This is a genomic window from Erwinia sp. GW821-FHT03D09 (assembly GCF_059420805.1).
In genome coordinates this window covers 99,732-121,604 of sequence record NZ_JBWKUK010000012.1, presented here as the reverse complement: position 1 = coordinate 121,604, position 21,873 = coordinate 99,732, and the positions used below count along the sequence as shown (strand labels likewise).

Genomic DNA, 21,873 nt, shown 5'->3' with positions numbered 1-21,873 from the left:
CCGCAACCACCTGTCTGCAATTAAAGCCCGTGTTACCTGGAAAAGCGGGCACCTGAGGCGAAGGGAGAGCGGCCTCTGCAGCTGCCAGGCAAGCGGCAACGCAAAGACGAACAAATCAGCAACCACCTGTCTGCAATTAAAGCCCGTGTTACCTGGAAAAGCGGGCACCTGAGGCGAAGGGAGAGCGGCCTCTGCGGCTGACGGACAATCCGCAGCGCTGAGGAGCAGGCTGTGGGACCGGAGAGACCAGCAGGGATGCTGGGCTCAGGCGCAGCGCGGGCAGGACGCCCGCTCTGCGCCGATCCGACAGGCCCACAGCCGAAGCCGAAGGCACCGCGAAGCGGCGCGAGGACCGTCCGGCAGCCGCAGAGGCCGCTCTCCGTACTCCCAGGCTAACAAGCTAACAAGCTAACAAGCTAACAAGCTAACAAGCTAACAAGCTAACAAGCTAACAAGCTAACAAGCTAACAAGCAGCACCAGAACCGATCCCCTGCAAGCAATCAAAAATCCGGCACCCCGCTATGAAAACGCAGTTCGCTATCCGGCTCGCTGATTAAGCGGGCTTCGGTTTCCCCAATCTTCCGCACCCGTGCGCTGATATCCTGCCCGGAGATCAGCGTCGCCAAAGCCAGATAATCCTGATAGTGTCGCGCTTCCGAACGCAGCAGCGAGACGTAGAAAGCCGACAGCTCGTCGTCAAGATACGGTGCCAGGCTGGCAAAACGCTCGCAGGAACGCGCTTCGATATAGGCGCTGCAGATCAGCTTATCCACCAGCGTCTGCGGCTCATAGGTGGCCACTTCACGCAGCAACCCTTTGGCATAGCGGCTGGCGGTAATTTTTGCATAGGGAATATTCCGCGCCTGCATGATCTCCAGCACCTGGTAAAAATGATGCAGCTCTTCTTTGATCAGCAGCACCATCTTATCCACCAGCTCGTCGCCGTAAGGTGCTTCTTCGCGGGTAATAATGGTTTTAGACAGCGCGCGGTGCTGCTCAAGAAACGTCAGATCGCTATGCGCATTATGGACGAAGTTTTCCCACGGCTTCAGCCACGCCAGCAGCGCATCACCGCTGGCTTTATCCGCCACGTACTTACGGATCAGCCACATGGCGGTTTGTGCCGCTTTTAGCTCACAGACCAGGTGATCGGTCAGCAGCAGGGCCAGATTTTGCGGTTTACGCGCTTCGTCGATCCACGCCTGCGGAGTGCGGCAAAGCAGGAAGCCATGAATGGGGGCAAGGAGGTGTTCGATATTCATTATTCGGACCAGAGAGGAATGAATCATCACGCCGCAGAGAACCTGCGGCGTGCACTATACGGGATTAGTGACGTACGCCGTTGTCTTCCTCGTCGTCAGCCTCATCTTCACCGTCTTCATCATCGTCCTGAGCATCAGGATCTTCGAAGTAGGTGCCCCAGCCGTCATAGTCAACGTTGAATTTCGCCACCAGATCCACCAGCTGTTCAACCTGCTTGTCGATCAGATCCGCATTCAGCGCGCCTTCGCTCAGGATATCGCAGCACATTACGGTGGTGCCATCTTCCAGCTCCAGCTCTTCCGGCTCGGTGACTTCATAGCCCAGTTTGAAAGCTTCTACCGCCGCCTTCTCCAGCGCGTCAAAGCTGTCGCAGGAAAAATGATGCTCAATCGTATACAGCGCATCAGGATCGCTACCGTCTTCCAGCAGCTCTTCGATAATTAACCGCGTCTCTTCACGCTGCTCTGCCAAAAATGCTTCATTAGCCATGATCCGTTCCTTAATTTATGGGTCTTGTTTGATTATTTTCCCACAGCGCCCTCTGCGCCACTACCTTTAAAGAAAAGTTTCTGTACGCTGGGGTTGAAAATGAATATTAATACAGTTAGATTGAATTTAAATTCATTAAAGATTACCTGGAGTGCTTTATGAGTCATCTGTACCAACGTCATTTTCTCAGGCTGCTGGACTTTACCCCCGCTGAAATCAATGGCCTGCTTGCGCTGGCATCGACGCTTAAGACCGATAAGAAAAACGGTGAAGAAATTCAGCATCTGAAAGGCAAAAATATTGCGCTCATCTTCGAAAAAGACTCGACCCGTACCCGATGCTCTTTCGAAGTTGCCGCTTACGACCAGGGCGCTAACGTCACCTATCTTGGCCCAAGCGGTAGCCAGATCGGCCACAAAGAGTCGATGAAGGACACGGCCCGCGTGCTGGGCCGGATGTATGACGGTATTCAGTATCGCGGCCACGGCCAGGCGCTGGTGGAATCGCTGGCAGAGCATGCCGGGGTGCCGGTATGGAACGGTCTGACCAATGAGTTCCACCCGACCCAGCTGTTGGCCGATCTACTGACCATGCAGGAACATCTGCCGGAGAAAGCCTTCAGCCAGATGACCTTTGCCTACGTCGGCGACGCGCGCAACAATATGGGAAACACCATGCTGGAAGCGGCCGCGCTGGTGGGTCTGGATCTGCGTCTGGTGGCACCGAAAGGCTGCTGGCCGGATGAGAAACTGGTAGAGGAGTGTCGCGCAGCGGCAGAGAAGACCGGTGGCAAAATTACTCTGATCGAAGACATTGCGGCAGGCGTAAAAGGCGCTGACTTTATCTATACCGACGTCTGGGTTTCCATGGGCGAGCCGAAAGAAGTCTGGGCCGAGCGTATTGCGCTGCTGCGTAGCTATCAGGTCAATTCGGCGATGCTGGAACTGACCGGTAATCCGCAGGTGAAGTTCCTGCACTGCCTGCCCGCTTTCCACGACGATCAAACCACGCTGGGCCAGCAGATGGCCCAACAGTACGATCTGCACGGCGGTATGGAAGTCACCGATGAGGTGTTTGAATCCGCGCACAGCGTGGTGTTCGATCAGTCGGAAAACCGTCTGCATACCATCAAAGCGGTGATGGTGGCGACGCTGGCGAAACTGTAGCAATTCGGCGGGAGGCAAACGATTACCCGGCGCGCGTTTTTCACTTGCCGTGACGTTTCGAATGCGTATAATGCCCCCCGTTTGCCGGGAGGAACCATGCCACAGAACGCTATCAATACCACCGTTCACCCACGTCTGTACACAGGCGGGCAGTGCCGTTTTTCCTTCCGTTGCATTACCGATCATCAGAAAAAAGCCCCTCATTGAGGGGCTTTTTTTTGTCCTTTTTTCAGTACCGGCACGCGTAGAGGAGAGTGAACATGGCGACTATTGCCAATCCGCTATATCACAAACATATTATTTCGATTAACGATCTCAACCGTGAAGAACTGGAACTGGTGCTGCGCACCGCCGCCAGCCTGAAGGCGAATCCTCAGCCGGAACTGCTGAAACATAAAGTGATTGCCAGCTGTTTCTTCGAAGCATCGACCCGTACCCGCCTGTCGTTTGAAACGGCGATTCACCGCCTCGGCGCTTCAGTGGTGGGCTTCGCGGACGGCAGTAACACTTCGCTCGGCAAAAAGGGCGAAACGCTGGCCGATACCATTTCGGTCATTGGCACCTACGTGGATGCGATTGTGATGCGCCATCCGCAGGAAGGCGCCGCGCGCCTGGCGACCGAGTTTTCCGGCGGAATCCCAATACTGAATGCCGGTGACGGCGCGAACCAGCATCCAACGCAGACCCTGCTGGATCTGTTTACCCTGCAGGAAACGCAGGGCCGCCTGAACAATCTGCACGTGGCAATGGTCGGCGATTTGAAATATGGCCGCACCGTTCACTCGCTGACTCAGGCGCTGGCCAAGTTCGAAGGCAACCGCTTCTACTTTATCGCGCCGGATGCGCTGACGATGCCGACCTACATTACCGATATGCTGGATGAAAAAGGCATTGTCTGGACCCGCCACGATAATATTGAAGAGGTGGTGCCACAGGTAGACATTCTGTATATGACCCGCGTGCAGAAAGAGCGCCTGGACCCGTCCGAGTACGCTAACGTGAAGGCCCAGTTTATTCTGCGCGCCAGTGACCTGGCCCACGCCCGCGACAATATGAAGGTGCTACACCCGCTGCCGCGCATCGATGAGATCGATACCGACGTCGATAGCACACCTTATGCCTGGTACTTCCAGCAGGCAGGCAACGGTATTTACGCACGCCAGGCGCTGCTGGCGCTGGTACTCAACAGCGAACTGGCTAATCAGGAGAAGCATGATGACGCACGACAATAAATTACAGGTAGAAGCGATTAAATGCGGTACGGTGATTGACCATATCCCGGCTCAGGTGGGCTTTAAGCTGCTTTCCCTGTTCCGCCTGACCGAAACCGATCAGCGTATTACCATTGGCCTGAACCTGCCGTCCGGCGAGATGGGGCGCAAGGATATTATCAAGATCGAGAATACGTTTCTCACCGACGCTCAGATTAACCAGCTGGCGCTTTACGCGCCGCACGCCACGGTTAACCGCATTGATGATTATGACGTGGTGGCGAAAAGCTCCCCGACGCTGCCGGAGCGCATCGAACGCGTGCTAACCTGCCCGAACAGCAACTGCATCAGCCGCAACGAACCGGTGTATTCCAGCTTCGCGGTGAAAGCGCGCCACACCAATCTCTACCTCAAGTGCAAATACTGTGAGAAAGAGTTTGCGCACCATGTGGTTATGGCGAATGACTGATTCCTGTTTGCAGGCTTGAGCCGATATGGTAAATATCGCTGGGGCGCGCTAAGTCGCCCCGCAAACCTCAGACACATTCAGGAGAAACTATGTCTCGCGAAATCAGTACTGAAAACGCCCCGGCAGCGATTGGTCCCTATGTTCAGGGCGTCGATCTCGGTAGCATGATTATCACTTCTGGCCAGATCCCGGTAGATCCAAAAACCGGCAGCGTGCCCGATGATATTACCGCGCAGGCGCGTCAGTCGCTGGAAAACGTACGGGCCATCGTGGAAGCGGCCGGTCTGAAAGTCAGTGATATTGTGAAAACCACCGTATTTGTGAAAGATCTGAACGACTTCACTACGGTGAATGCCGCGTACGAAGCCTTCTTTACCGAGCATCAGGCCAGCTTCCCGGCGCGTTCCTGCGTTGAAGTGGCCCGTCTACCGAAAGATGTGAAGATTGAGATCGAAGCGATCGCCGTTCGTCGCTAAAGGTGCGGGCGGATGGCTATCCGCCCCGCTTTAACCGACCGGAGAAATCAGGATAGCAACAGGGTCAAATCGTCCTGACTGAAGCTGGCCGGTTCGCTCAGGTCATCCGCCAGGATCTCCCCCGCCAGTTCTGCTTTATGCTGCTGTAACGCCACCACTTTCTCTTCAATAGTATCCGCCGTAATCAGCTTGTAGACAAAGACCGGCTTATCCTGACCGAGGCGATAAGCGCGATCGGTCGCCTGGTTTTCCGCCGCGGGGTTCCACCAGGGATCGTAGTGGATTACCGTATCCGCCGCCGTCAGGTTCAGCCCGACGCCGCCCGCTTTCAGGCTAATCAGAAACACCGGGACTTCGCCCTGCTGGAAGCGCCGCACCGGCTCATTACGGTCGCGGGTGCTGCCAGTCAGGGTGACAAAATCAATCCGCGCGCGCTGTAGCTCTTCCGCAATAAGCGTCAGCATGGAGGTGAACTGCGAGAAGATCAGAATGCGGTGATCTTCCGCCAGCAGATCGTTGAGCATCTCGCGCAGCAGCTTAAGCTTGGCGGAGTGCTTCACTTTTTCCGCCCGCACGCCCTCCACCAGCCGCGGATCGCAACAGATCTGCCGCAGCTTTAGCAGCGCATCCAGCACCAGCAGATGGCTGCGCCCCGCGCCCTGCTGCTGCACCGCCAGCTGAACCCGATCCTGCATGGCCACGCGGACCTGGTCATACAGTTCACGCTGCGCGCCTTCGAGCGGCACGCTGCAGACGATGGTGTTTTTCGGCGGCAGCTCTTTCGCCACTTCCTGCTTACGGCGGCGCAGCATAAAAGGCCGCACGCGCTTCACCAGCAGGTCGCGACGGGCTTTATCCCCGTTGCGCTCAATCGGAATCCGCCACTCCTGCATAAAGTCGCGCTCGCTGCCCAGGAATCCCGGTAGCAGGAAGTCAAACTGCGACCACAGCTCACCGAGGTGGTTTTCCAGCGGCGTACCGGTCAGGCAAAGACGATGACGGGTCTTCAGTCCGCGGATCACTGAGGCCGCGCGTGAGGCGCTGTTTTTTACGTACTGCGCCTCGTCGAGGATCAGCATGTGGTAGGCGTATGCGACCAGCTGCGGCTGATCGCGCCACAGCAGGGAGTAGGTGGTAATCACTACATCGTACTGTTCCACCTGCTCGAAGAAATCTTTACGCTGCGGGCCGGTCAGCGCCAGCACGCGCAGGTCCGGCGCAAAGCGATTCGCCTCGCAGCACCAGTTATGCACCAGCGTGGTCGGGACGACGATCAGCGCCGGCCGGTCAAGTCGGCCGGCTTCTTTCTCCAGCAGCAGATGCGCCAGAGTCTGAATGGTTTTACCCAGTCCCATATCATCCGCCAGCACGCCCGCCAGCTGATGCTGACGCAGGAACTGCATCCAGCTGACGCCCTGCAGCTGGTAGTCTCGCAACGTGGCTTTCAGCCCCGCAGGCGGAGCGACCGGCTGCACGCCGCCATTGCCGCTGAGCTTCTGCGACAGCTGATGCACCGCGCTGTCGCTGTCAAAGGTCCAGCGACTGTAGGGATCGCTCTGCCCCAGGCGGCCGACATCCCACGCGGCCAGCCTGAGCGGCTGCGGGTCCTGCCTGTCGAACAGGTCGATCAGGTTACCGACCAGCGGCTTAAGCTGCGCGGCGCGGAACAGCAAACGCCGGCCGCGTTCATCGCGCAGTTCAATTTGTTCATCATCAGGAATCAGGTTCAGGGTGCTGCCCATCCAGCGCCTGTCGCGGGCAAACAGGCCCGCCAGCAGCGGTTCCAGCCTCACGCGCTGGCGCCCCATTTTCAGCGCCAGTTCCAGATCGAACCAGCCATCCTGAGCCTGCACCGCACGCCCTTCAATGGCGTCCACTTCGGTCACGTTCCAGGTAAAGTCGCTGTCCATGCGGATTTTCCAGCCCCGTCTGCGCAGGGCCGGCAGGCCGGTTTTAATAAAATCTCGCCATTCAGCAGGCGTTTCCGGTGCGAAGATCTCGGGTGGCAGTGGCGCAGGGGTATAGATATGGCCCGCCGGGATGGTTTGCAGCCCGGCACGTTGGATCTGCGCCAGCCAGTTCTGTTCTTCTTCAATATGGCGGGCAACGTGATAGTGCTGCCCTTTGCGGTCGCTGAAGCTTTGCGCACGGCTCCCCGCATCGACCCGCACGCCGGCATAGTCGAAGCTGACCGAGGCGAAGTCGAGCCGTTTTTGCCGGTGGCCGTAGTGGCCGTAGCCGCTGATAAACTTCGCCCGGGATTCAAGCTGTAACGTGGGGATCGGCTCAGCGTGGATGGTGTTCAGTACGGCTTTTTCCACGGTCTGCCGCGGGCGCAGATTGGCGATCATCACCGCGGCAACGTGACGACAGTTATTTTTTACCGCGCAGCTGCATTCGCCGTTGGCCTGCAGTCTGCCCTGAGGACGGCTGAAATGCACCAGTACGCTGTAGGGCTCTGCCGCTCGCCCGGCAACTTCGCCGGTCAGCAGCCGGTTCTGCCACTGAATATTCTGCACGCTGGCGACCAGATCGCGCGCACGGGCAACGGTTCGCACCCCCAGCCAGCGGACGACCTGATTTTCGTTGTAGGTGACGGACGACATCCTGCAGTTATTCCTGGTTGAATCGGGCAAATAAACTTTTGCCTCACGGTAACCGGCAATAATATTAATTCCAGGGGTAGGAATGCAACTGAGACAGCACGCCAGTGGGCTAAAAGCAGGCTGATGCGGCTTGCCTGCTCAGGTATTTATCCACTGCGGGTCATTTTTACCTCTTCACCGCGTCCTGATTTCCTGCTCCTTTGGAAATATCTGTAGCAATCCATCCAGACCGCTGGCCTGTCTCCCACACGTCGTAATCTTTGTTTCAGGTCAACAAAACCTCGTTTAAACACGATCAAAGCACTACATATAGCGCTTAATATACCAATTTCAACCTATATATAGATTTCACAGGAGAGTGGCGGTGGTAACTGAGGTCATCAAACGGGACGGCTGCATCGTGGCTTTTGATCCCGCACGTATTGAGGCGGCAATTCGTGCTGCCGCTCAGGCGGCACGGGTTGAGGATAAGGATTATTGCGCCACCGTCGCCGGCCCGGTCAGTGCAGCACTGGCCGGGCAACAGCGGGTTGATATTGCCGAAGTCCAGAAGGCGGTGGAGGATCGGTTAATGGCCGGAGCCTATCCGCAGCTGGCGCGCTGCTATATTGAGTATCGGCACGATCGCGATGTCGCTCGCGAGCTACGCGGGCGGCTGAATCACGAGATCCGCGGGCTGGTTGAACAAAGCAACACCGCGCTGCTGAATGAAAACGCCAACAAGGACAGCAAAGTGATCCCGACTCAGCGCGATCTGCTGGCCGGGATTGTGGCAAAACATTATGCCCGCCAGCACCTGCTGCCACGGGATGTGGTCGGCGCCCACGAGCGCGGCGAGATCCACTATCATGACCTCGACTACTCGCCTTTTTTCCCGATGTTTAACTGTATGCTGATCGATCTGCGCGGCATGCTGACCCAGGGCTTCAAAATGGGTAATGCCGAGATCGAGCCGCCAAAATCAATCTCCACCGCCACCGCGGTGACCGCACAGATTATTGCTCAGGTCGCCAGCCACATTTATGGCGGCAGCACCATCAACCGTATTGATGAGGTTCTGGCTCCCTACGTTGAGGCCAGCCTGGAAAAGCATCGCCAGGTGGCACTCAGCTGGCAGATTGCGGACGCCGAAGCCTACGCGCGAAGCCGGACGGAGAAAGAGTGCTACGACGCCTTTCAGTCGCTTGAATATGAGGTCAACACGCTGCATACCGCCAACGGTCAGACGCCGTTTGTTACCTTCGGCTTTGGCCTGGGGGAGAGCTGGGCCGCCCGGCTGATCCAGCAGTCAATTCTGCGCAACCGCATTGTCGGACTCGGGAAAAATCACAAAACCGCCGTGTTTCCGAAGCTGGTGTTCGCTATCAAAGCCGGACTGAACCGCCTGCCCGGCGAGGCCAATTATGATATCAAGCAGCTGGCGCTGGAGTGTGCCAGCAAACGTATGTACCCCGATATTCTTAATTACGACCGGGTGGTTGAGGTTACCGGTTCCTTTAAAACGCCGATGGGCTGCCGCAGCTTCCTTGGGGTTTATGAAGAAAACGGTGAGCAGATCCACGATGGCCGCAACAATATCGGCGTGATCAGCCTGAACCTGCCGCGCATCGCGCTGGAAGCGAACGGTGACGAAAAACGCTTTTGGGCACTGCTGGACCGTCGGCTGCTGCTGGCTAAAAAGGCATTGATGACGCGCATCGCCCGGCTGGAAAACGTCAAGGCGCGAGTCGCACCGATTCTGTATATGGAAGGGGCCTGCGGCGTGCGGTTGCAGGCGGATGAACCGGTTGCCGGTATTTTTAAAAACGGCCGCGCGTCGATTTCCCTCGGCTATATCGGAATTCATGAAACCTTGAACGCCCTGAGCGGCGGCGCGGTTCACCCGTACGATGACGCCCGTCTGCGGGAGACCGGGCTGGCGATTGTCAGTCACCTGCGCCAGGCAGTGGAGCGCTGGAAAGACGAAACTGGCTACGGATTCAGCCTGTACAGTACGCCAAGTGAAAACCTCTGCGATCGCTTCTGCCGTCTTGATGCCGCCGAGTTTGGCGTGGTCGCCGGCGTGACCGATAAAGGCTATTACACCAACAGTTTCCATCTGGACGTTGAGAAGAAGGTGAATCCTTACGATAAGATTGACTTCGAAGCCGCCTATCCGCCTTTAGCCAACGGCGGGTTTATCTGCTACGGCGAGTATCCTAATATTCAGCACAACCTGAAAGCGCTGGAGGACGTCTGGGACTACAGCTACCAACACGTGCCCTACTACGGCACCAATACGCCGATTGATGAGTGCTACGAGTGCGGGTTTACCGGGGAATTCGACTGTACCAGTAAAGGTTTTACCTGCCCGAAATGCGGCAACCATGACAGTAGCCGGGTATCGGTCACGCGGCGAGTGTGCGGCTATCTCGGCAGCCCGGATGCCCGTCCGTTTAACGCCGGTAAGCAGGAGGAAGTTAAGCGGCGAGTGAAACATCTTGCCTCCGGGCAGCTGGGGTGAATATCCATCAGTATTACCCGGTCGATATCGTTAACGGACCGGGTACACGCTGCACGCTGTTTGTCTCCGGCTGCGAACATCAGTGCCCCGGCTGCTATAACCAGAGTACCTGGCGGGTGAATTCCGGTGTGCCTTTTACCATTGAGATGGAAGAGCGGCTGATCGCCGATCTCAACGACAGCCGCATCCCACGCCAGGGGCTGTCGTTATCCGGCGGCGATCCATTACATCCGGCTAATCTGGCTGATATTCGGCGGCTGCTGCGGCGCGTGCGGCGCGACTGCCCGGGAAAAGATATCTGGATGTGGACCGGCTATCGGATGGCAGAACTGAGCGAACGTCAACGAGAGGTGGTAGCGATGGTGAACGTGCTGATTGATGGGAAGTATGTCCGGGAGCTGCGCGATCCGGCGCTGCTCTGGCGCGGCAGCAGCAATCAGGTGATCCATCGGCTGCGTTGAAGAGCCGCGGTCATTAGAAAACAGAGCGCGGAACGGTGCGGCGGGATAATTTGAAATCAGATCGTAATGCGGTGCACAGTCAAGGCTGGAATCAGCTCGTCGTTCTCCGCTGCGGCAGGGACCGCATGACGAATACGGCATCCGGCTATGGCAAATCAGGCACCCTGCTCGCGCATTTTTACGTTACAGTAGCAGTGACTGCCGTTTTCTGAGACTAACCATGAGCACAACCGCCGCCAGCTGGCGACTCTACATCCTGCGCACCGGGAAAGGGATGCTGTATACCGGCATCACCAACGATATAGACCGACGTTTTGATCAGCATCAGAGCGGTAAAGGTGCGAAAGCGCTACGTGGTAAAGGGCCACTGGAGCTGCTGTTTCACTGTGAAGCTGGCGATCGTTCGCAGGCATCAAAGCTGGAATATCAGGTCAAGCAGCTGAAAAAAAATGAAAAAATCAGGCTGATTACCCATCAGCCTGAATCTTTGCCTCTCTGGCTTGAACGGCTCAGAAACGGTTAAACGGCGCTGAATAGCCAATTTCACCCGTTACGCTTTCAAAAGCATCATCCGCCAGCTTATAGATCTGCAACGCCGTTTCCGTATCTGGCCAGCGGCAGTACAGCTGGTGCTGCGCGGCGCTTTCAAAGCCGAACCGCGTGTAAAAGTTCGCGTCGCCTAATACCACAACGGCGGCATAGCCGAACTCATTTAGGGTATCCAGGCCTTCATAAACCAGCTGCTTGCCCAGACCCTGACCACGGATACTTTCGTCAACCGCCAGCGGAGCAAGGCCAACCCACTGCCGATCTTCTTCATTCAGCGTGACCGGACTAAAGGCCGCATAGCCCAGTACCTGGCCTTCGTCATCGGTGGCAACGACGCCAAGCGTCAGCAGCCCGTCTTCGCGCAACTGCTGCACCAGTTCCGCTTCAGCAGACGTCGGGAAACTGCGGCGCAGCAACACGTCGATGCTGGCCGCATCAACACCAATTTCGGTACGAATTAGCATGACACACCTGCGCGATCCGGCGAGGAAGTCGCGTCCTCTTTTAGTCCGGCCTCAACAAAGTCGGCCAGTTGCATAAGCCCGAGGCGCATTGGCTTCGGTATGGATTCAATATCGATTGCGTCCATCAAATTCTTCACTTCCAGCCCCAGTTCGGTATCGCCTTCAATATGCAGCCGTCGCTGGAAGAACAGCGTGTCGGGGTCCTGCCTGCGTGCCGCAATCAATACCAGGTCGTTAGCGTTGCCGCGAAACCAGACGTCGCAGTCACTGCGCTCGGCAACCCGCAGCTGTCCGTTTTCAACCGTAACTGACCAGCGTAACTCAAGATCGCTCACTTCTATGCCCAGCCAGCGATTTTCAAGAAAATTCAGCTCACCTTCTGCCAGCGCCTGCTGAAACTGCCAGCGTAACAATCCCTGCAGCAGCGGCTTTTTCAGCGCAAAAGGGGTGAATCGCAGTGGGAAACGCAGCAGCTGCGGCCCTTTACGAACGCAGTGGGTACGTAGCGGGTTCAACACCATTATTACTCCTTACGAAAAATTTCGCCTATTTTGCCACAATGGCAGAGTGCGTCAGGCGGCTGGATCAATAAAATGGGCGAACTATACGGTTTTTAGCAGGGAATCCGTCCCCCATCAATACGCCATTCGATGCCTTAAATCAAAATTTGTCGCTGCTTTCCTCTCTAGAATCATCGATCTTTTTGTTTAATGGGATTGATCCTTATGGAACTGCTGTGCCCGGCCGGGAATCTTCCGGCACTGAAAACCGCCATTGAAAACGGCGCTGACGCGGTCTACATCGGTCTGAAAGATGAAACCAACGCCCGTCATTTTGCCGGCCTTAACTTCACCGATAAGCGCCTGGAGGAAGCATCACGCTTCGTTCACCAACACAAACGCAAGCTGCACGTGGCTATTAATACCTTTGCTCATCCGGATGGCTACACCCGCTGGCAGCGAGCGGTGGACATGGCCGCCGATGCCGGTGCCGACGCGCTGATCCTCGCCGATATCGCCATGCTGGCCTACGCCACCGAGCGCTATCCGCAGATTGAACGCCATCTCTCCGTACAGGCCTCAGCGACCAATGCCGCAGCCGTGCGTTTCTATCAGCGTAACTTTGATGTGGCTCGGGTTGTACTGCCGCGCGTGCTATCTATCCATCAGGTTCGCCAGCTCGCACGGGATACCAACGTGCCGCTGGAGGTGTTCGCTTTCGGCAGCCTGTGCATTATGGCCGAGGGCCGTTGCTACCTCTCTTCTTACCTGACCGGCGAGTCGCCCAATACCATTGGAGCCTGCTCCCCTGCCCGCTTTGTTCGCTGGCAGCAGACCGCTGACGGGCTGGAGTCGCGGCTGAATGAGGTGCTGATCGATCGCTACGAGAACGGCGAAAATGCCGGCTATCCTACCCTGTGCAAAGGCCGCTACAGGCTGGACGGTCAGCGCTATCACGCGCTGGAGGAACCCACCAGCCTGAATACGCTGGAGCTGCTGCCGGAGTTGATGGCGACCAATATCGCCTCGGTCAAAATCGAAGGACGTCAGCGCAGCCCCGCCTATGTGGCTCAGGTGACGCGTATCTGGCGACAGGCTATCGATCGCTGCAAAGCGTCCCCGGAAAATTTTGTCGCCCAGCCGCAGTGGATGGCGGCGCTGTCCGAGCTGAGTGAAGGTACGCAGACCACGCTGGGTGCCTGGCACCGACAGTGGCAATAGGAGAAACGAGAATGAATTATTCCCTGGGGCCGGTGCTCTGGTACTGGCCGCATGAGGCGCTGCAGGACTTCTATCGCGCGGCAGCGGGCAGCGAGGCGCAGATTATCTACCTTGGCGAATCGGTATGCAGCAAGCGGCGAGCGACTAAATTCAACGACTGGCTGGCGATGGCCCGGGAGCTGGCAGCGGCAGGAAAACAGGTGGTGCTGAGCACGCTGGCGCTGCTGCAGTCTCCCTCCGAGCTGACCGAGCTGAAACGCTATGTGGATAACGGCGAATTTATGATTGAGGCCAGCGACTTCGGTGCCGTCACGCTGGCCAGTGAGGCCGGGCTGCCTTTCGTGGCCGGGCCTGCGTTGAATGTCTATAACGCCGTCACGCTGGAACTGCTGCTCAAGATGGGGATGACCCGCTGGTGTATGCCGGTCGAACTCTCAAGGGACTGGCTGGTCAAGCTGCTGGCACAGTGTGAAGAGCTGGGCATCCGCGATAAGTTCGAGGTTGAGGTGATGAGTTACGGTTATCTGCCGCTCGCTTATTCTGCCCGCTGCTTTACCGCCCGTTCGGAAAACCGCAGTAAGGATGACTGCCAGACCTGCTGCATTAACTATCCACAGGGCCGCAGCCTGCATACTCAGGAAGATCAGCAGGTGTTCGTGCTCAACGGTATTCAGACCATGAGTGGATACTGCTACAACCTCGGTAATGAGCTGGCCTCAATGCAGGGGCTGGTTGACGTGGTGCGCCTCTCTCCAACAGGCATCGATACGCTGGAGATTGTCGGCCAGTTTCGTGCCAATGAAACCGGCCACAGCCCGATAACGCTGGCTGCACGCGGTGATTGCAACGGTTACTGGCAGCGTGTGGCCGGGCTGGAACTGATCGGATAAGCTCGGTATTTAACCCGGCGGACGCAGCCGCCAGCCGTTTTCGCGCAGTTTTGCCACCAGAAATCCCGCGGTGGCGTAAACTGCGCCCATCGCCAGCAATACAATGACATATTCCCTGACTTCCACGACCGGTAGCCCCATCTGGTTAACTCCCGCAATCATTCTTGCCCCCCATGTGGAGGGAAGCATCATGGAAATAGTGTGCACCCAGTCCGGCATTGATTGTACCGGCCAGAGAGTGCCCGAAAGATAGTAGACCGGGGTGGTGATAAACGACAGCGACAGGTAGATGCGCTCCACCTCACGAATACATTCGGTCAACAGCTTCGCCAGCCCCAGCACCGCCAGCTGAAACGGCAGCGTCAGCAGCACTAACTCAGCCAGGGGGGCCGTTTGCCGGTATCCCAGCACCCAGGGCCACAGCCCAAACAGCACTACCGATAAAAATAGCCAGACAGGGATTAGCGCTGACAGCGCTCCCAGCGTCACCGCCAACGGCGGCTTCCCCTGGCTGCGCAGAGTGATATTGACCCGCACCCCGGCAATCAGCAACGAATGCTGCAGTAACATCACCAGCAGGCCGGGAAAAACAATAGCAGCAAAGCTGATCCCGGGGTTAAACACCTCGACCGTTTGTCCAATAACGGGGCTCAGAATAACCTCAGCCTCACGGGTACTGAAGCCCTGCTGCTGCATCAGCTGCACACTGTACTGGTCTAATACCTGCTGATAGGCGGCTATCACATCCAGCTCAATCTGGCCGTTGGCCAGTCGGTTAGTCGCATCACCATAAACCGGAATATTGACCTGTTTACCTGACAGCATTTTCTGCTCAAGGTCCTGTGGCATCAGGACCACCGCAAATAGTTTACGTAGCCCCAGATCGCGCAGAGCATCCGGCAGGTTCTCATAGATCTGCGTGTTTACTTTCGGCGTAGCATCCAGCTGTCGGGTAATTAATCGGCTGGCCTTACTGTGGTCCATATCAATCACCGCAACCGGCAGGTCCCACACGCTGCGATTCATGTACACCGTACTCATCACGCACAGAGAAAGCAGCAGCATCAACCACATCGGTTTTTGCAGCATACGCATTAGCGTGGAACTAAAAGTTTGCCACCAAAGCGTCACTGCGCCACCTCCGGTTTAATCAGCCGTTGATAGAGACGCTTACGTACCAGCAGTGCAGCGATAAGCGGGTAGATCATCAACAGCGCACAAACGCTGGTTACCGGTTTCCCCGGCACATCCCGCAGGAAGAGATCAAACATGGCGTAGAGCGCATGCGTCAGCGGTTCAATATTGGATATCATTTGAGCCGGCCATGGCATCGACAGCTCCGGCATCGCAATACCGGAAAAGGTCAGCGCAAGGCTGACGAAAATCCCCATCATGCTGTAGGCGGTAATCGCGCTGCCGGTAAAGGTAAACAGCATCACCCCGAGGCTTTGCGCCGCCATGACGTAAAAAAATGCCACGGCCAGCATATAAAATGGATGACCAACCACCCTGGCATCGAAAATCCCCACCAGCAGGGCGATTTCGGTCATTAACAGCGCGGTGTAACAAAGCGTGAAAGGAAACAGTTTACCCAGTATCGCAGCCGCAAAATGTCGCTGATAAATTAGCGGGCGCGCCCTCGCCAGCAGCCAAATGGTCAGTGTTACGGTGAATAGCTGAACTAAGTGAATACCGGCCGCAAACTGCTGGTAGTAGATATAGCTGGCACTGGCATTGAACAGGCTGTCGTAATCAAGGCTGACATTTGGCAAGACAGGCATCGTGCGACCACTCGCCGCCAGCAGCCAGGGACGATACTGATTATTCAAATCGGTCATCAGGCCGCTGAAATCCTGAGTCGAATAAAATCCTGCACCGTAAAACAGCGCGTTGTAATAAAGACTGATACGCGGCTGTCTTCCTGCCAACAGGTCCGCCTCGAAAAAAGGGGGGATCATCAGCACCGCATAATCTTCTGCACGACGAAGGCGTTCCAGCGCATCCGGTAAACCACCCTCGGCAACAGTGACTTCGGCATGCGAACCGGCATTCAGATCGCGAATCAGCTGATGCGACACCTCACTGTGATCGCTATCCACGGCCACGACCGGCAGATCGAGCAATGTTCCGGCAGAGAAATTACTGGCGATAAGCGCAAATAGCAGCAGCGGAAAACACCAGCCAAGCCAGTGAACAACGGGTTCACGCCAGGAAACCAAAATCTCATGACGAAAAGCACGCCGGAAGGCCCAAAACCTGCTACTCATTCCTGCCATTGCCATAGCGCACTCATTCCCTGACGTAAGTCTTTTACCGGTGCTAACGGATACAGGCGAACTTCAAACGTCTTCAGGTCGAAGTCGCCGGTGGCACGGGTCGCGCGTTTTGTCGCGTAATCACCCAGCGGAGCGATATAGCGAACTTCAGCCTCAATTTTTTGATTATTCAGTGCCGGCACACGCAGCAGGACTTTATCGCCTTTGCGCACGTGCGCAAGAATATCCTCGCGCAAATCAAACACAAACCACGCCGTGGGTAATTCGAGAAGCGTTATCAGCGGGCTACCCGCGTTGAGTAGTTCACCGCATTCAGCGGGTATCGGGCCAACCTCACCTGCAACGGGTGCTTTAACCAGCAGCTCATCGGTTTGCGCCTTGATCTCCAGCAGCTCCTGTTCCGCCTGATGCAGCTGGGCAGCATAGGCCGCACGCTGTTCAACGCGGTCGCCGTGCAGGCCCTGATCGAGATTTGCCTGTGCCGCCAGCATCTGTTGCCGGGCGCTGTCGCGGCTTCTGCGTGCATTATCCAGGTCCTGGGCGGAGATATATCCCTGTTTTGCTACGGAGAGGTCACGTTGCCAGGTTGCCTCGGCATTAAGATAGTCGGTACGAGACTGTGCAAACTGAGCGCGTAAATTACGGATCGTCTCTTCACGGGTACCGTCAAGAGAGAGGTTGAGTATCTGCTGCGCCTGCTCACGAGCCGCTTCAGCGGCTTTGAGCTGGGCAATAAGTTCGGGAGCTTCAAGCTGGATAAGAGGTTGCCCGACAACCACATCATCACCGCGACGCACGAGTTTCTCGACTACGCGGCCACGAGCTTTGGAAGAAACAATAACCTCCGTGGCGTCAACTTCACCCTGTAACAGCAAATGATGACTGTGTGCGCGAATCAAAATAGTCAAAGCGACTGCCAGAACAATCAGCAGAAGAGTAAAAAATGCCGTTTTCTTCATGAAATTTCCCCGGTTTTAATCAATAAATGGGGAAATGGCCAACCAGCCATTGCGCTTTCCTTTGCATAAAAATTGTCCATATTGAAGGAATGTACGATCGCTGATTTAAGGTTTCTTACCGTAAAACCACTTTTAGCGGTATAACGCACTCACAGAAGCCCGAACGAAGATCGCGGGCGGTTAAATCTTTTACAAAGTGCTGCAAACGGACAATCGCATGGCATACATATGTCGTAGCCTTGAAAGATGTCTGGTTCAGAATCTGAGAATAAGTGAGCATCTATGTATGAGAAAAAAACAGTACCGCTTTCGGTACTCGACCTTGCCCCTATTCCGCTTGGTGCTTCACCGCGCGAGGCATTTCATAACTCACTCTCTCTGGCAAGGCAGTCAGAGAAGCTGGGCTATCACCGCTACTGGCTGGCCGAGCACCATAACATGACCGGAATTGCCAGTGCGGCAACGTCGGTGCTGATTGGCTATCTGGCGGCTAATACGCAAACCCTGCGGCTCGGTTCAGGTGGCGTGATGCTGCCTAACCACTCCCCGCTGGTGATTGCCGAACAGTTCGGCACGCTGGAATCGCTGTATCCTGGCCGTATTGATTTGGGTCTTGGCCGCGCGCCGGGTTCCGATCAGCGCACCATGATGGCGCTACGTCGTCACATGGGCGGTCATGTGGATAATTTTCCTGCCGATGTGGCTGAGATGATTAGCTGGTTCGATGCAGCCGGGAACGATGCACCAGCAGTGCAGCCAGTACCGGGACTGGGATTAAACATTCCGGTGTGGCTGCTGGGCTCCAGCCTTTACAGTGCACAGCTGGCGGCACAGCTGGGTCTGCCGTTTGCGTTTGCCTCGCACTTTGCTCCGGACATGCTGATGCAGGCGCTGCATCTGTACCGTGAAAACTTCAAACCGTCGGCACGTCTGTCGCAGCCTTATGCCATGGTGTGTATCAATATCGTTGCCGCCGACAGCGAGCGCGATGCACGGTTCCTGTTTACCTCAATGCAGCAGCAGTTCATTAACCTGCGCCGGGGTCAACCGGGTCCCCTGCCGCCGCCGGTGGAAAATATTGATAGTTTTTGGTCATCTTCCGAGCAGTACGGCGTGCAGCAGGCGCTGAGTATGTCTATCGTGGGAGATAAAGAGAAGGTACGTCAGGGGCTGGCAAACCTGATGCGTGAGACTCAGGCGGATGAAATTATGGTTAATGGGCAGATTTTTGATCCCGAGGCACGCCTCTACTCCTTTGAGTTGGCCATACAGGTGAAAAGTTCGTTGTAATTTTTCACGAATTGCAGACATAAAAAAACCAGCCCGCAGGCTGGTTTTTTATTTGGCATCAGTGATTATGCATCACGACGACGGGCTGGCGCGCTGCCGCCTTCTTCGCGACGTGGGCCACGGTTGCCACCGTCACGGTTGAAGCCGCCTGGGCGACGTTCACCGCTGCGCTCGTTGCTGAAGCGACGACCGCCTTCACGACGCTCGCCACCGCCGAAACCACCACGGCCAGGGCCGCCTGGACGACGCTCACCGCCACGATCGCTGCGTGGCTGTGCATCGCCGATCAGCTGCATATTCATTGGTTTATTCAGAATACGCGTACGAGTAAAGTGCTGAAGCACTTCGCCCGGCATGCCTTTCGGCAGCTCAATGGTAGAGTGGGTGCCGAACAGCTTGATGTTACCAATGTAACGGCTGCTGATATCGCCTTCGTTAGCAATCGCGCCAACGATATGACGAACTTCAACACCATCATCACGGCCAACTTCAATACGGTACACTTCCATATCGCCAACTTCACGACGCTCACGACGCGGACGGTCACCGTCGCGCTCACCGCGTGCTTCACGTGGGCCACGCTCTGAGCGGTCACCACGACGATCGTCACGCTCACGGAATTCACGACGTGGACGCTGTGGAGCATCAGCAGGCACAATCAGAGGACGTTCGCCCTGTGCCATTTTCAGCAGTGCTGCAGCCAGCGTTTCGATGTCCAGCTCTTCTTCCGGCTGCAGTTTAGCCAGCAGTGCACGGTACTGTTCCAGGTCGCTGCTTTCCAGCTGCTGCTGTACTTTTGCTGCGAACTTAGCCAGACGACGTTCACCCAGCAGTTCTGCGTTAGGCAGATCCACTTCAGGAATAGTCAGTTTCATGGTGCGTTCGATGTTACGCAGCAGACGACGCTCGCGGTTCTCAACGAACAGCAGTGCGCGGCCAGCACGACCAGCACGGCCGGTACGACCAATACGGTGTACGTAAGACTCGGCATCCATAGGGATATCGTAGTTTACAACCAGGCTGATGCGCTCAACGTCCAGACCACGGGCCGCAACGTCGGTGGCGATCAGAATGTCCAGACGGCCATCTTTCAGACGCTCCAGAGTCTGCTCACGCAGTGCCTGGTTCATGTCACCATTCAGCGCGGCGCTGTTGTAACCGCTGCGCTCCAGCGCTTCAGCCACTTCCAGTGTTGCGTTTTTGGTACGCACGAAGATGATTGCAGCGTCGAAGTCTTCAGCTTCCAGGAAGCGAGTCAGCGCATCAGTTTTACGGCCATAGGCAGTCCAGTAGCTCTGGCTGATGTCAGGACGCGTAGTCAGGCTTGACTGAATGCGCACTTCCTGAGGATCTTTCATGAAGCGTTTAGTGATACGGCGAATCGCTTCCGGCATGGTTGCAGAGAACAGCGCGGTCTGATGACCGTCTGGGATCTGCGCCATGATGGTTTCAACGTCTTCGATGAAGCCCATACGCAGCATTTCATCAGCTTCGTCCAGTACCAGACCGCGCAGGTTAGACAGGTCCAGAGTGCCACGCTTCAGGTGGTCCAGCAGACGGCCTGGGGTACCGACAACAACCTGAGGGCCCTGACGCAGAGCGCGTAGCTGCACGTCATAACGCTGGCCGCCGTACAGGGCTACAACGTTAATGCCACGCATATGTTTAGAGAATTCGGTTACAGCTTCAGCTACCTGAACCGCCAGTTCGCGGGTCGGTGCCAGCACCAGAATCTGTGGTGCTTTAACAGTTGGATCAATGTTGTTTAGCAGCGGCAGGGAGAATGCCGCAGTTTTACCACTCCCGGTCTGCGCCATACCCAGAACATCGCGGCCCGCCAGCAGGTGAGGAATACACTCAGCCTGGATTGGGGAAGGCTTCACGTAGCCCATACCGTTCAGTGATTCAAGGATGTCAGCGTTCAGGCCAAGGTCAGAAAAAGTGGTTTGAATATCAGTCATGTAGTACACGTGCCTCGTAGATTTCGGCGGCCAGTCTACATAACTCGTCGTGAAAATTCTCAGTCATTTTCATCAAAAAGTGTGAACCGGCTCAAATTAGTGGTTTCGACGAACAGAAATGCCCTCATCCGCGAAGATGATGACTTTTCAAAGTTCAGGCAATAAAAGTTCGTCAGCTATTGCTGGTCGGATTCTGATAAATCGTCTTGTGTCTGGCCGAGTAGCGCCAGCTCCAACAATGCATATCGGTGCTCAACAAAGTTATGAACGTTGTTAGCGACCGTCAGCTTGAACAACGCTTCTGCGTTGTCCTTCTCCCCCAGACTTAGGTAGTACTTACCTAAATAGAAGTTGGTTTCACTGAGATGTTCAGCGAGCGAAGTGTTATCCGTTGCGTCTGCCTGGAGGCGCTCCTTCAGCGTTTTTTCGCTGATGTCGCCCAGGTAGAACTCGACAATATTCCATCCCCATTGGTCCTTTACCGCTTTGTCGTAACGCTGCTTCAGCGAAACTTTGGCCTGTTCTGTGTCGATCTCACGCTCAGTGAGATACAGCCACAGGCTGCGGAAGGGATCGTTAGGATCGCCTTGATAAAACGCCTGCAGATCATCTTGCGCTAGTTTAAATCTACCGCCGTAGTAAAGGGCGATACCGCGATTTAAGTACGCATAATTGTAAGTTGGATCAAGCTCAAGTACAGAATCAAACGCTTCATAGGCAGCATCAAAGTTGCCTGCCTGCGTTAAATATATGCCTAAGTAATTGAATACTTCGGGCATATCCGGTCTGATAGATAGCGCCTGAGAAAAGTCATTCCGCGCCAGCGCTCTCAAACCTAAACTATCATACAACACTCCGCGCTCATATAACAGCTGTGCGCGTTCATCATCGGTCAAAGACCGACTGGCAAGAATTTGTTCCATGCGAGCAAGAATAACTTCCTGTTGCAGCGTAGGCTGCAGCGGAACTGCCAAAATTTCGTTCTCACGCCAATTGGTGTTGCTACATCCTGCCAGCGTTAAAGCTGTTGCAACGAAACACCAGCGCAAAAATGGCTTCATTTCCCACTCCCACAAACAAACATTGGGATGATCATCCTGTCATCCGCCTGCCGCATA

At 55.9% G+C, this 21,873-nt stretch carries 21 protein-coding genes; 10 read left to right on the top strand and 11 right to left on the bottom strand.

Features of this window, described 5'->3' with window-relative positions; genetic code table 11:
* Window positions 1-501 precede the first annotated feature (501 nt).
* Both miaE and rraB read right to left on the bottom strand, forming a co-directional pair.
* Window positions 502-1,263, bottom strand: a complete 762-nt coding sequence (gene miaE, locus AC07U6_RS13980) for a tRNA isopentenyl-2-thiomethyl-A-37 hydroxylase MiaE (RefSeq protein ID WP_494761411.1) — start codon at window positions 1,261-1,263, stop codon at window positions 502-504.
* Between the two features lie 64 nt (window positions 1,264-1,327).
* Window positions 1,328-1,753 (bottom strand): ribonuclease E inhibitor RraB, encoded by a 426-nt coding sequence (gene rraB, locus AC07U6_RS13975; protein WP_494761410.1) that lies wholly within the window; start codon window positions 1,751-1,753, stop codon window positions 1,328-1,330.
* A gap of 158 nt (window positions 1,754-1,911) precedes the next feature.
* Here rraB and argF point away from each other — a divergent pair, with 158 nt between their 5' ends.
* From argF to ridA, 4 genes are all read left to right on the top strand, one after another.
* Window positions 1,912-2,919 carry an ornithine carbamoyltransferase gene (gene argF / locus AC07U6_RS13970; RefSeq protein ID WP_494761409.1) on the top strand — a complete coding sequence of 336 codons (1,008 nt, stop codon included), beginning with the start codon at window positions 1,912-1,914 and terminating at the stop codon, window positions 2,917-2,919.
* 269 nt (window positions 2,920-3,188) lie between these two features.
* Window positions 3,189-4,151 carry an aspartate carbamoyltransferase gene (gene pyrB, locus AC07U6_RS13965; protein ID WP_494764425.1) on the top strand — a complete coding sequence of 321 codons (963 nt, stop codon included), beginning with the start codon at window positions 3,189-3,191 and terminating at the stop codon, window positions 4,149-4,151.
* Window positions 4,135-4,599, top strand: coding sequence for an aspartate carbamoyltransferase regulatory subunit (pyrI, locus tag AC07U6_RS13960; protein WP_494764424.1), 465 nt, complete (start codon window positions 4,135-4,137; stop codon window positions 4,597-4,599). Before pyrB ends, pyrI begins: the two co-directional genes overlap by 17 nt.
* Before the next feature lie 89 nt (window positions 4,600-4,688).
* On the top strand, window positions 4,689-5,075 hold the full coding sequence (gene ridA / locus AC07U6_RS13955) for a 2-iminobutanoate/2-iminopropanoate deaminase (protein ID WP_494761408.1): 387 nt from the start codon (window positions 4,689-4,691) through the stop codon (window positions 5,073-5,075).
* Window positions 5,076-5,122: 47 nt separating this feature from the next.
* Here the strand turns inward: ridA and AC07U6_RS13950 are convergent, their stop codons facing one another.
* Window positions 5,123-7,681 (bottom strand): DEAD/DEAH box helicase, encoded by a 2,559-nt coding sequence (locus tag AC07U6_RS13950; RefSeq protein WP_494761407.1) that lies wholly within the window; start codon window positions 7,679-7,681, stop codon window positions 5,123-5,125.
* Window positions 7,682-8,045: 364 nt separating this feature from the next.
* On the opposite strand from AC07U6_RS13950, the gene nrdD reads away from it, so the two are divergent.
* From nrdD to AC07U6_RS13935, 3 genes are all read left to right on the top strand, one after another.
* On the top strand, window positions 8,046-10,184 hold the full coding sequence (gene nrdD, locus AC07U6_RS13945; protein WP_494761406.1) for an anaerobic ribonucleoside-triphosphate reductase: 2,139 nt from the start codon (window positions 8,046-8,048) through the stop codon (window positions 10,182-10,184).
* Window positions 10,181-10,645 carry an anaerobic ribonucleoside-triphosphate reductase-activating protein gene (gene nrdG / locus AC07U6_RS13940; RefSeq protein ID WP_494761405.1) on the top strand — a complete coding sequence of 155 codons (465 nt, stop codon included), beginning with the start codon at window positions 10,181-10,183 and terminating at the stop codon, window positions 10,643-10,645. Before nrdD ends, nrdG begins: the two co-directional genes overlap by 4 nt.
* Window positions 10,646-10,865: 220 nt before the next feature.
* Window positions 10,866-11,168 carry a GIY-YIG nuclease family protein gene (locus tag AC07U6_RS13935; RefSeq protein ID WP_494761404.1) on the top strand — a complete coding sequence of 101 codons (303 nt, stop codon included), beginning with the start codon at window positions 10,866-10,868 and terminating at the stop codon, window positions 11,166-11,168.
* Here AC07U6_RS13935 and AC07U6_RS13930 read toward each other — a convergent pair.
* Together AC07U6_RS13930 and ubiT are read right to left on the bottom strand one after the other, a co-directional pair.
* The gene (locus tag AC07U6_RS13930; RefSeq protein WP_494761403.1) at window positions 11,155-11,658 is read right to left on the bottom strand and encodes a GNAT family N-acetyltransferase; all 504 of its coding nucleotides are present in this window, start codon (window positions 11,656-11,658) and stop codon (window positions 11,155-11,157) included. The two genes, AC07U6_RS13935 and AC07U6_RS13930, sit on opposite strands and share 14 nt — an antisense overlap.
* Window positions 11,652-12,176: a ubiquinone anaerobic biosynthesis accessory factor UbiT gene (ubiT, locus tag AC07U6_RS13925; RefSeq protein ID WP_494764423.1), complete on the bottom strand. Its 525-nt coding sequence runs from the start codon at window positions 12,174-12,176 to the stop codon at window positions 11,652-11,654. The genes AC07U6_RS13930 and ubiT overlap by 7 nt, the downstream gene beginning before the upstream one ends.
* 207 nt (window positions 12,177-12,383) lie before the next feature.
* Between ubiT and ubiU the strand changes: the two genes are divergently transcribed.
* Together ubiU and AC07U6_RS13915 are read left to right on the top strand one after the other, a co-directional pair.
* Window positions 12,384-13,379, top strand: a complete 996-nt coding sequence (ubiU, locus tag AC07U6_RS13920; protein ID WP_494761402.1) for a ubiquinone anaerobic biosynthesis protein UbiU — start codon at window positions 12,384-12,386, stop codon at window positions 13,377-13,379.
* An 11-nt stretch (window positions 13,380-13,390) separates the two neighbouring features.
* Window positions 13,391-14,269: a U32 family peptidase gene (locus AC07U6_RS13915; protein WP_494761401.1), complete on the top strand. Its 879-nt coding sequence runs from the start codon at window positions 13,391-13,393 to the stop codon at window positions 14,267-14,269.
* A 9-nt stretch (window positions 14,270-14,278) separates the two neighbouring features.
* Here the strand turns inward: AC07U6_RS13915 and AC07U6_RS13910 are convergent, their stop codons facing one another.
* From AC07U6_RS13910 to AC07U6_RS13900, 3 genes are read right to left on the bottom strand one after another with little or no spacing between them, the layout of a single operon-like run.
* Window positions 14,279-15,400, bottom strand: coding sequence for an ABC transporter permease (locus AC07U6_RS13910; protein WP_494761400.1), 1,122 nt, complete (start codon window positions 15,398-15,400; stop codon window positions 14,279-14,281).
* Complete coding sequence (locus AC07U6_RS13905) at window positions 15,397-16,551, bottom strand: ABC transporter permease (protein ID WP_494761399.1); 1,155 nt, start codon at window positions 16,549-16,551, stop codon at window positions 15,397-15,399. The genes AC07U6_RS13910 and AC07U6_RS13905 overlap by 4 nt, the downstream gene beginning before the upstream one ends.
* Window positions 16,533-17,504, bottom strand: a complete 972-nt coding sequence (locus tag AC07U6_RS13900) for an HlyD family secretion protein (protein WP_494761398.1) — start codon at window positions 17,502-17,504, stop codon at window positions 16,533-16,535. Before AC07U6_RS13900 ends, AC07U6_RS13905 begins: the two co-directional genes overlap by 19 nt.
* 282 nt (window positions 17,505-17,786) lie before the next feature.
* Here AC07U6_RS13900 and AC07U6_RS13895 point away from each other — a divergent pair, with 282 nt between their 5' ends.
* Entirely contained in the window at window positions 17,787-18,794 is a 1,008-nt protein-coding gene (locus AC07U6_RS13895) for a luciferase-like monooxygenase (RefSeq protein WP_494761397.1), read from the top strand.
* 65 nt (window positions 18,795-18,859) lie between these two features.
* Here the strand turns inward: AC07U6_RS13895 and AC07U6_RS13890 are convergent, their stop codons facing one another.
* The 3 genes from AC07U6_RS13890 to nlpI all read right to left on the bottom strand — a co-directional run bounded on the left by AC07U6_RS13890 (window position 18,860) and on the right by nlpI (window position 21,816).
* Window positions 18,860-20,755 carry a DEAD/DEAH family ATP-dependent RNA helicase gene (locus AC07U6_RS13890; RefSeq protein WP_494761396.1) on the bottom strand — a complete coding sequence of 632 codons (1,896 nt, stop codon included), beginning with the start codon at window positions 20,753-20,755 and terminating at the stop codon, window positions 18,860-18,862.
* A complete protein-coding gene (gene yrbN, locus AC07U6_RS13885) occupies window positions 20,748-20,822 on the bottom strand; it encodes a protein YrbN (protein WP_370348261.1) in 75 nt (24 codons plus the stop codon). Before yrbN ends, AC07U6_RS13890 begins: the two co-directional genes overlap by 8 nt.
* A gap of 109 nt (window positions 20,823-20,931) precedes the next feature.
* On the bottom strand, window positions 20,932-21,816 hold the full coding sequence (gene nlpI, locus AC07U6_RS13880) for a lipoprotein NlpI (protein WP_494761395.1): 885 nt from the start codon (window positions 21,814-21,816) through the stop codon (window positions 20,932-20,934).
* Window positions 21,817-21,873: the final 57 nt, after the last annotated feature.

What these genes read in the sequence shown, in the direction of transcription:
- ridA (WP_494761408.1), top strand. Translation starts at nt 4,689, where the DNA reads ATGTCTCGCGAAATCAGTACTGAAAACGCCCCGGCAGCGATTGGTCCC.
- AC07U6_RS13915 (WP_494761401.1), top strand. Translation starts at nt 13,391, where the DNA reads ATGAATTATTCCCTGGGGCCGGTGCTCTGGTACTGGCCGCATGAGGCG.
- AC07U6_RS13900 (WP_494761398.1), bottom strand. Translation starts at nt 17,504, where the DNA reads ATGAAGAAAACGGCATTTTTTACTCTTCTGCTGATTGTTCTGGCAGTC.
- AC07U6_RS13935 (WP_494761404.1), top strand. Translation starts at nt 10,866, where the DNA reads ATGAGCACAACCGCCGCCAGCTGGCGACTCTACATCCTGCGCACCGGG.
- ubiU (WP_494761402.1), top strand. Translation starts at nt 12,384, where the DNA reads ATGGAACTGCTGTGCCCGGCCGGGAATCTTCCGGCACTGAAAACCGCC.
- pyrI (WP_494764424.1), top strand. Translation starts at nt 4,135, where the DNA reads ATGACGCACGACAATAAATTACAGGTAGAAGCGATTAAATGCGGTACG.
- miaE (WP_494761411.1), bottom strand. Translation starts at nt 1,263, where the DNA reads ATGAATATCGAACACCTCCTTGCCCCCATTCATGGCTTCCTGCTTTGC.
- AC07U6_RS13895 (WP_494761397.1), top strand. Translation starts at nt 17,787, where the DNA reads ATGTATGAGAAAAAAACAGTACCGCTTTCGGTACTCGACCTTGCCCCT.
- AC07U6_RS13950 (WP_494761407.1), bottom strand. Translation starts at nt 7,681, where the DNA reads ATGTCGTCCGTCACCTACAACGAAAATCAGGTCGTCCGCTGGCTGGGG.
- AC07U6_RS13905 (WP_494761399.1), bottom strand. Translation starts at nt 16,551, where the DNA reads ATGGCAATGGCAGGAATGAGTAGCAGGTTTTGGGCCTTCCGGCGTGCT.
- AC07U6_RS13930 (WP_494761403.1), bottom strand. Translation starts at nt 11,658, where the DNA reads ATGCTAATTCGTACCGAAATTGGTGTTGATGCGGCCAGCATCGACGTG.
- argF (WP_494761409.1), top strand. Translation starts at nt 1,912, where the DNA reads ATGAGTCATCTGTACCAACGTCATTTTCTCAGGCTGCTGGACTTTACC.
- AC07U6_RS13890 (WP_494761396.1), bottom strand. Translation starts at nt 20,755, where the DNA reads ATGACTGATATTCAAACCACTTTTTCTGACCTTGGCCTGAACGCTGAC.
- rraB (WP_494761410.1), bottom strand. Translation starts at nt 1,753, where the DNA reads ATGGCTAATGAAGCATTTTTGGCAGAGCAGCGTGAAGAGACGCGGTTA.
- nlpI (WP_494761395.1), bottom strand. Translation starts at nt 21,816, where the DNA reads ATGAAGCCATTTTTGCGCTGGTGTTTCGTTGCAACAGCTTTAACGCTG.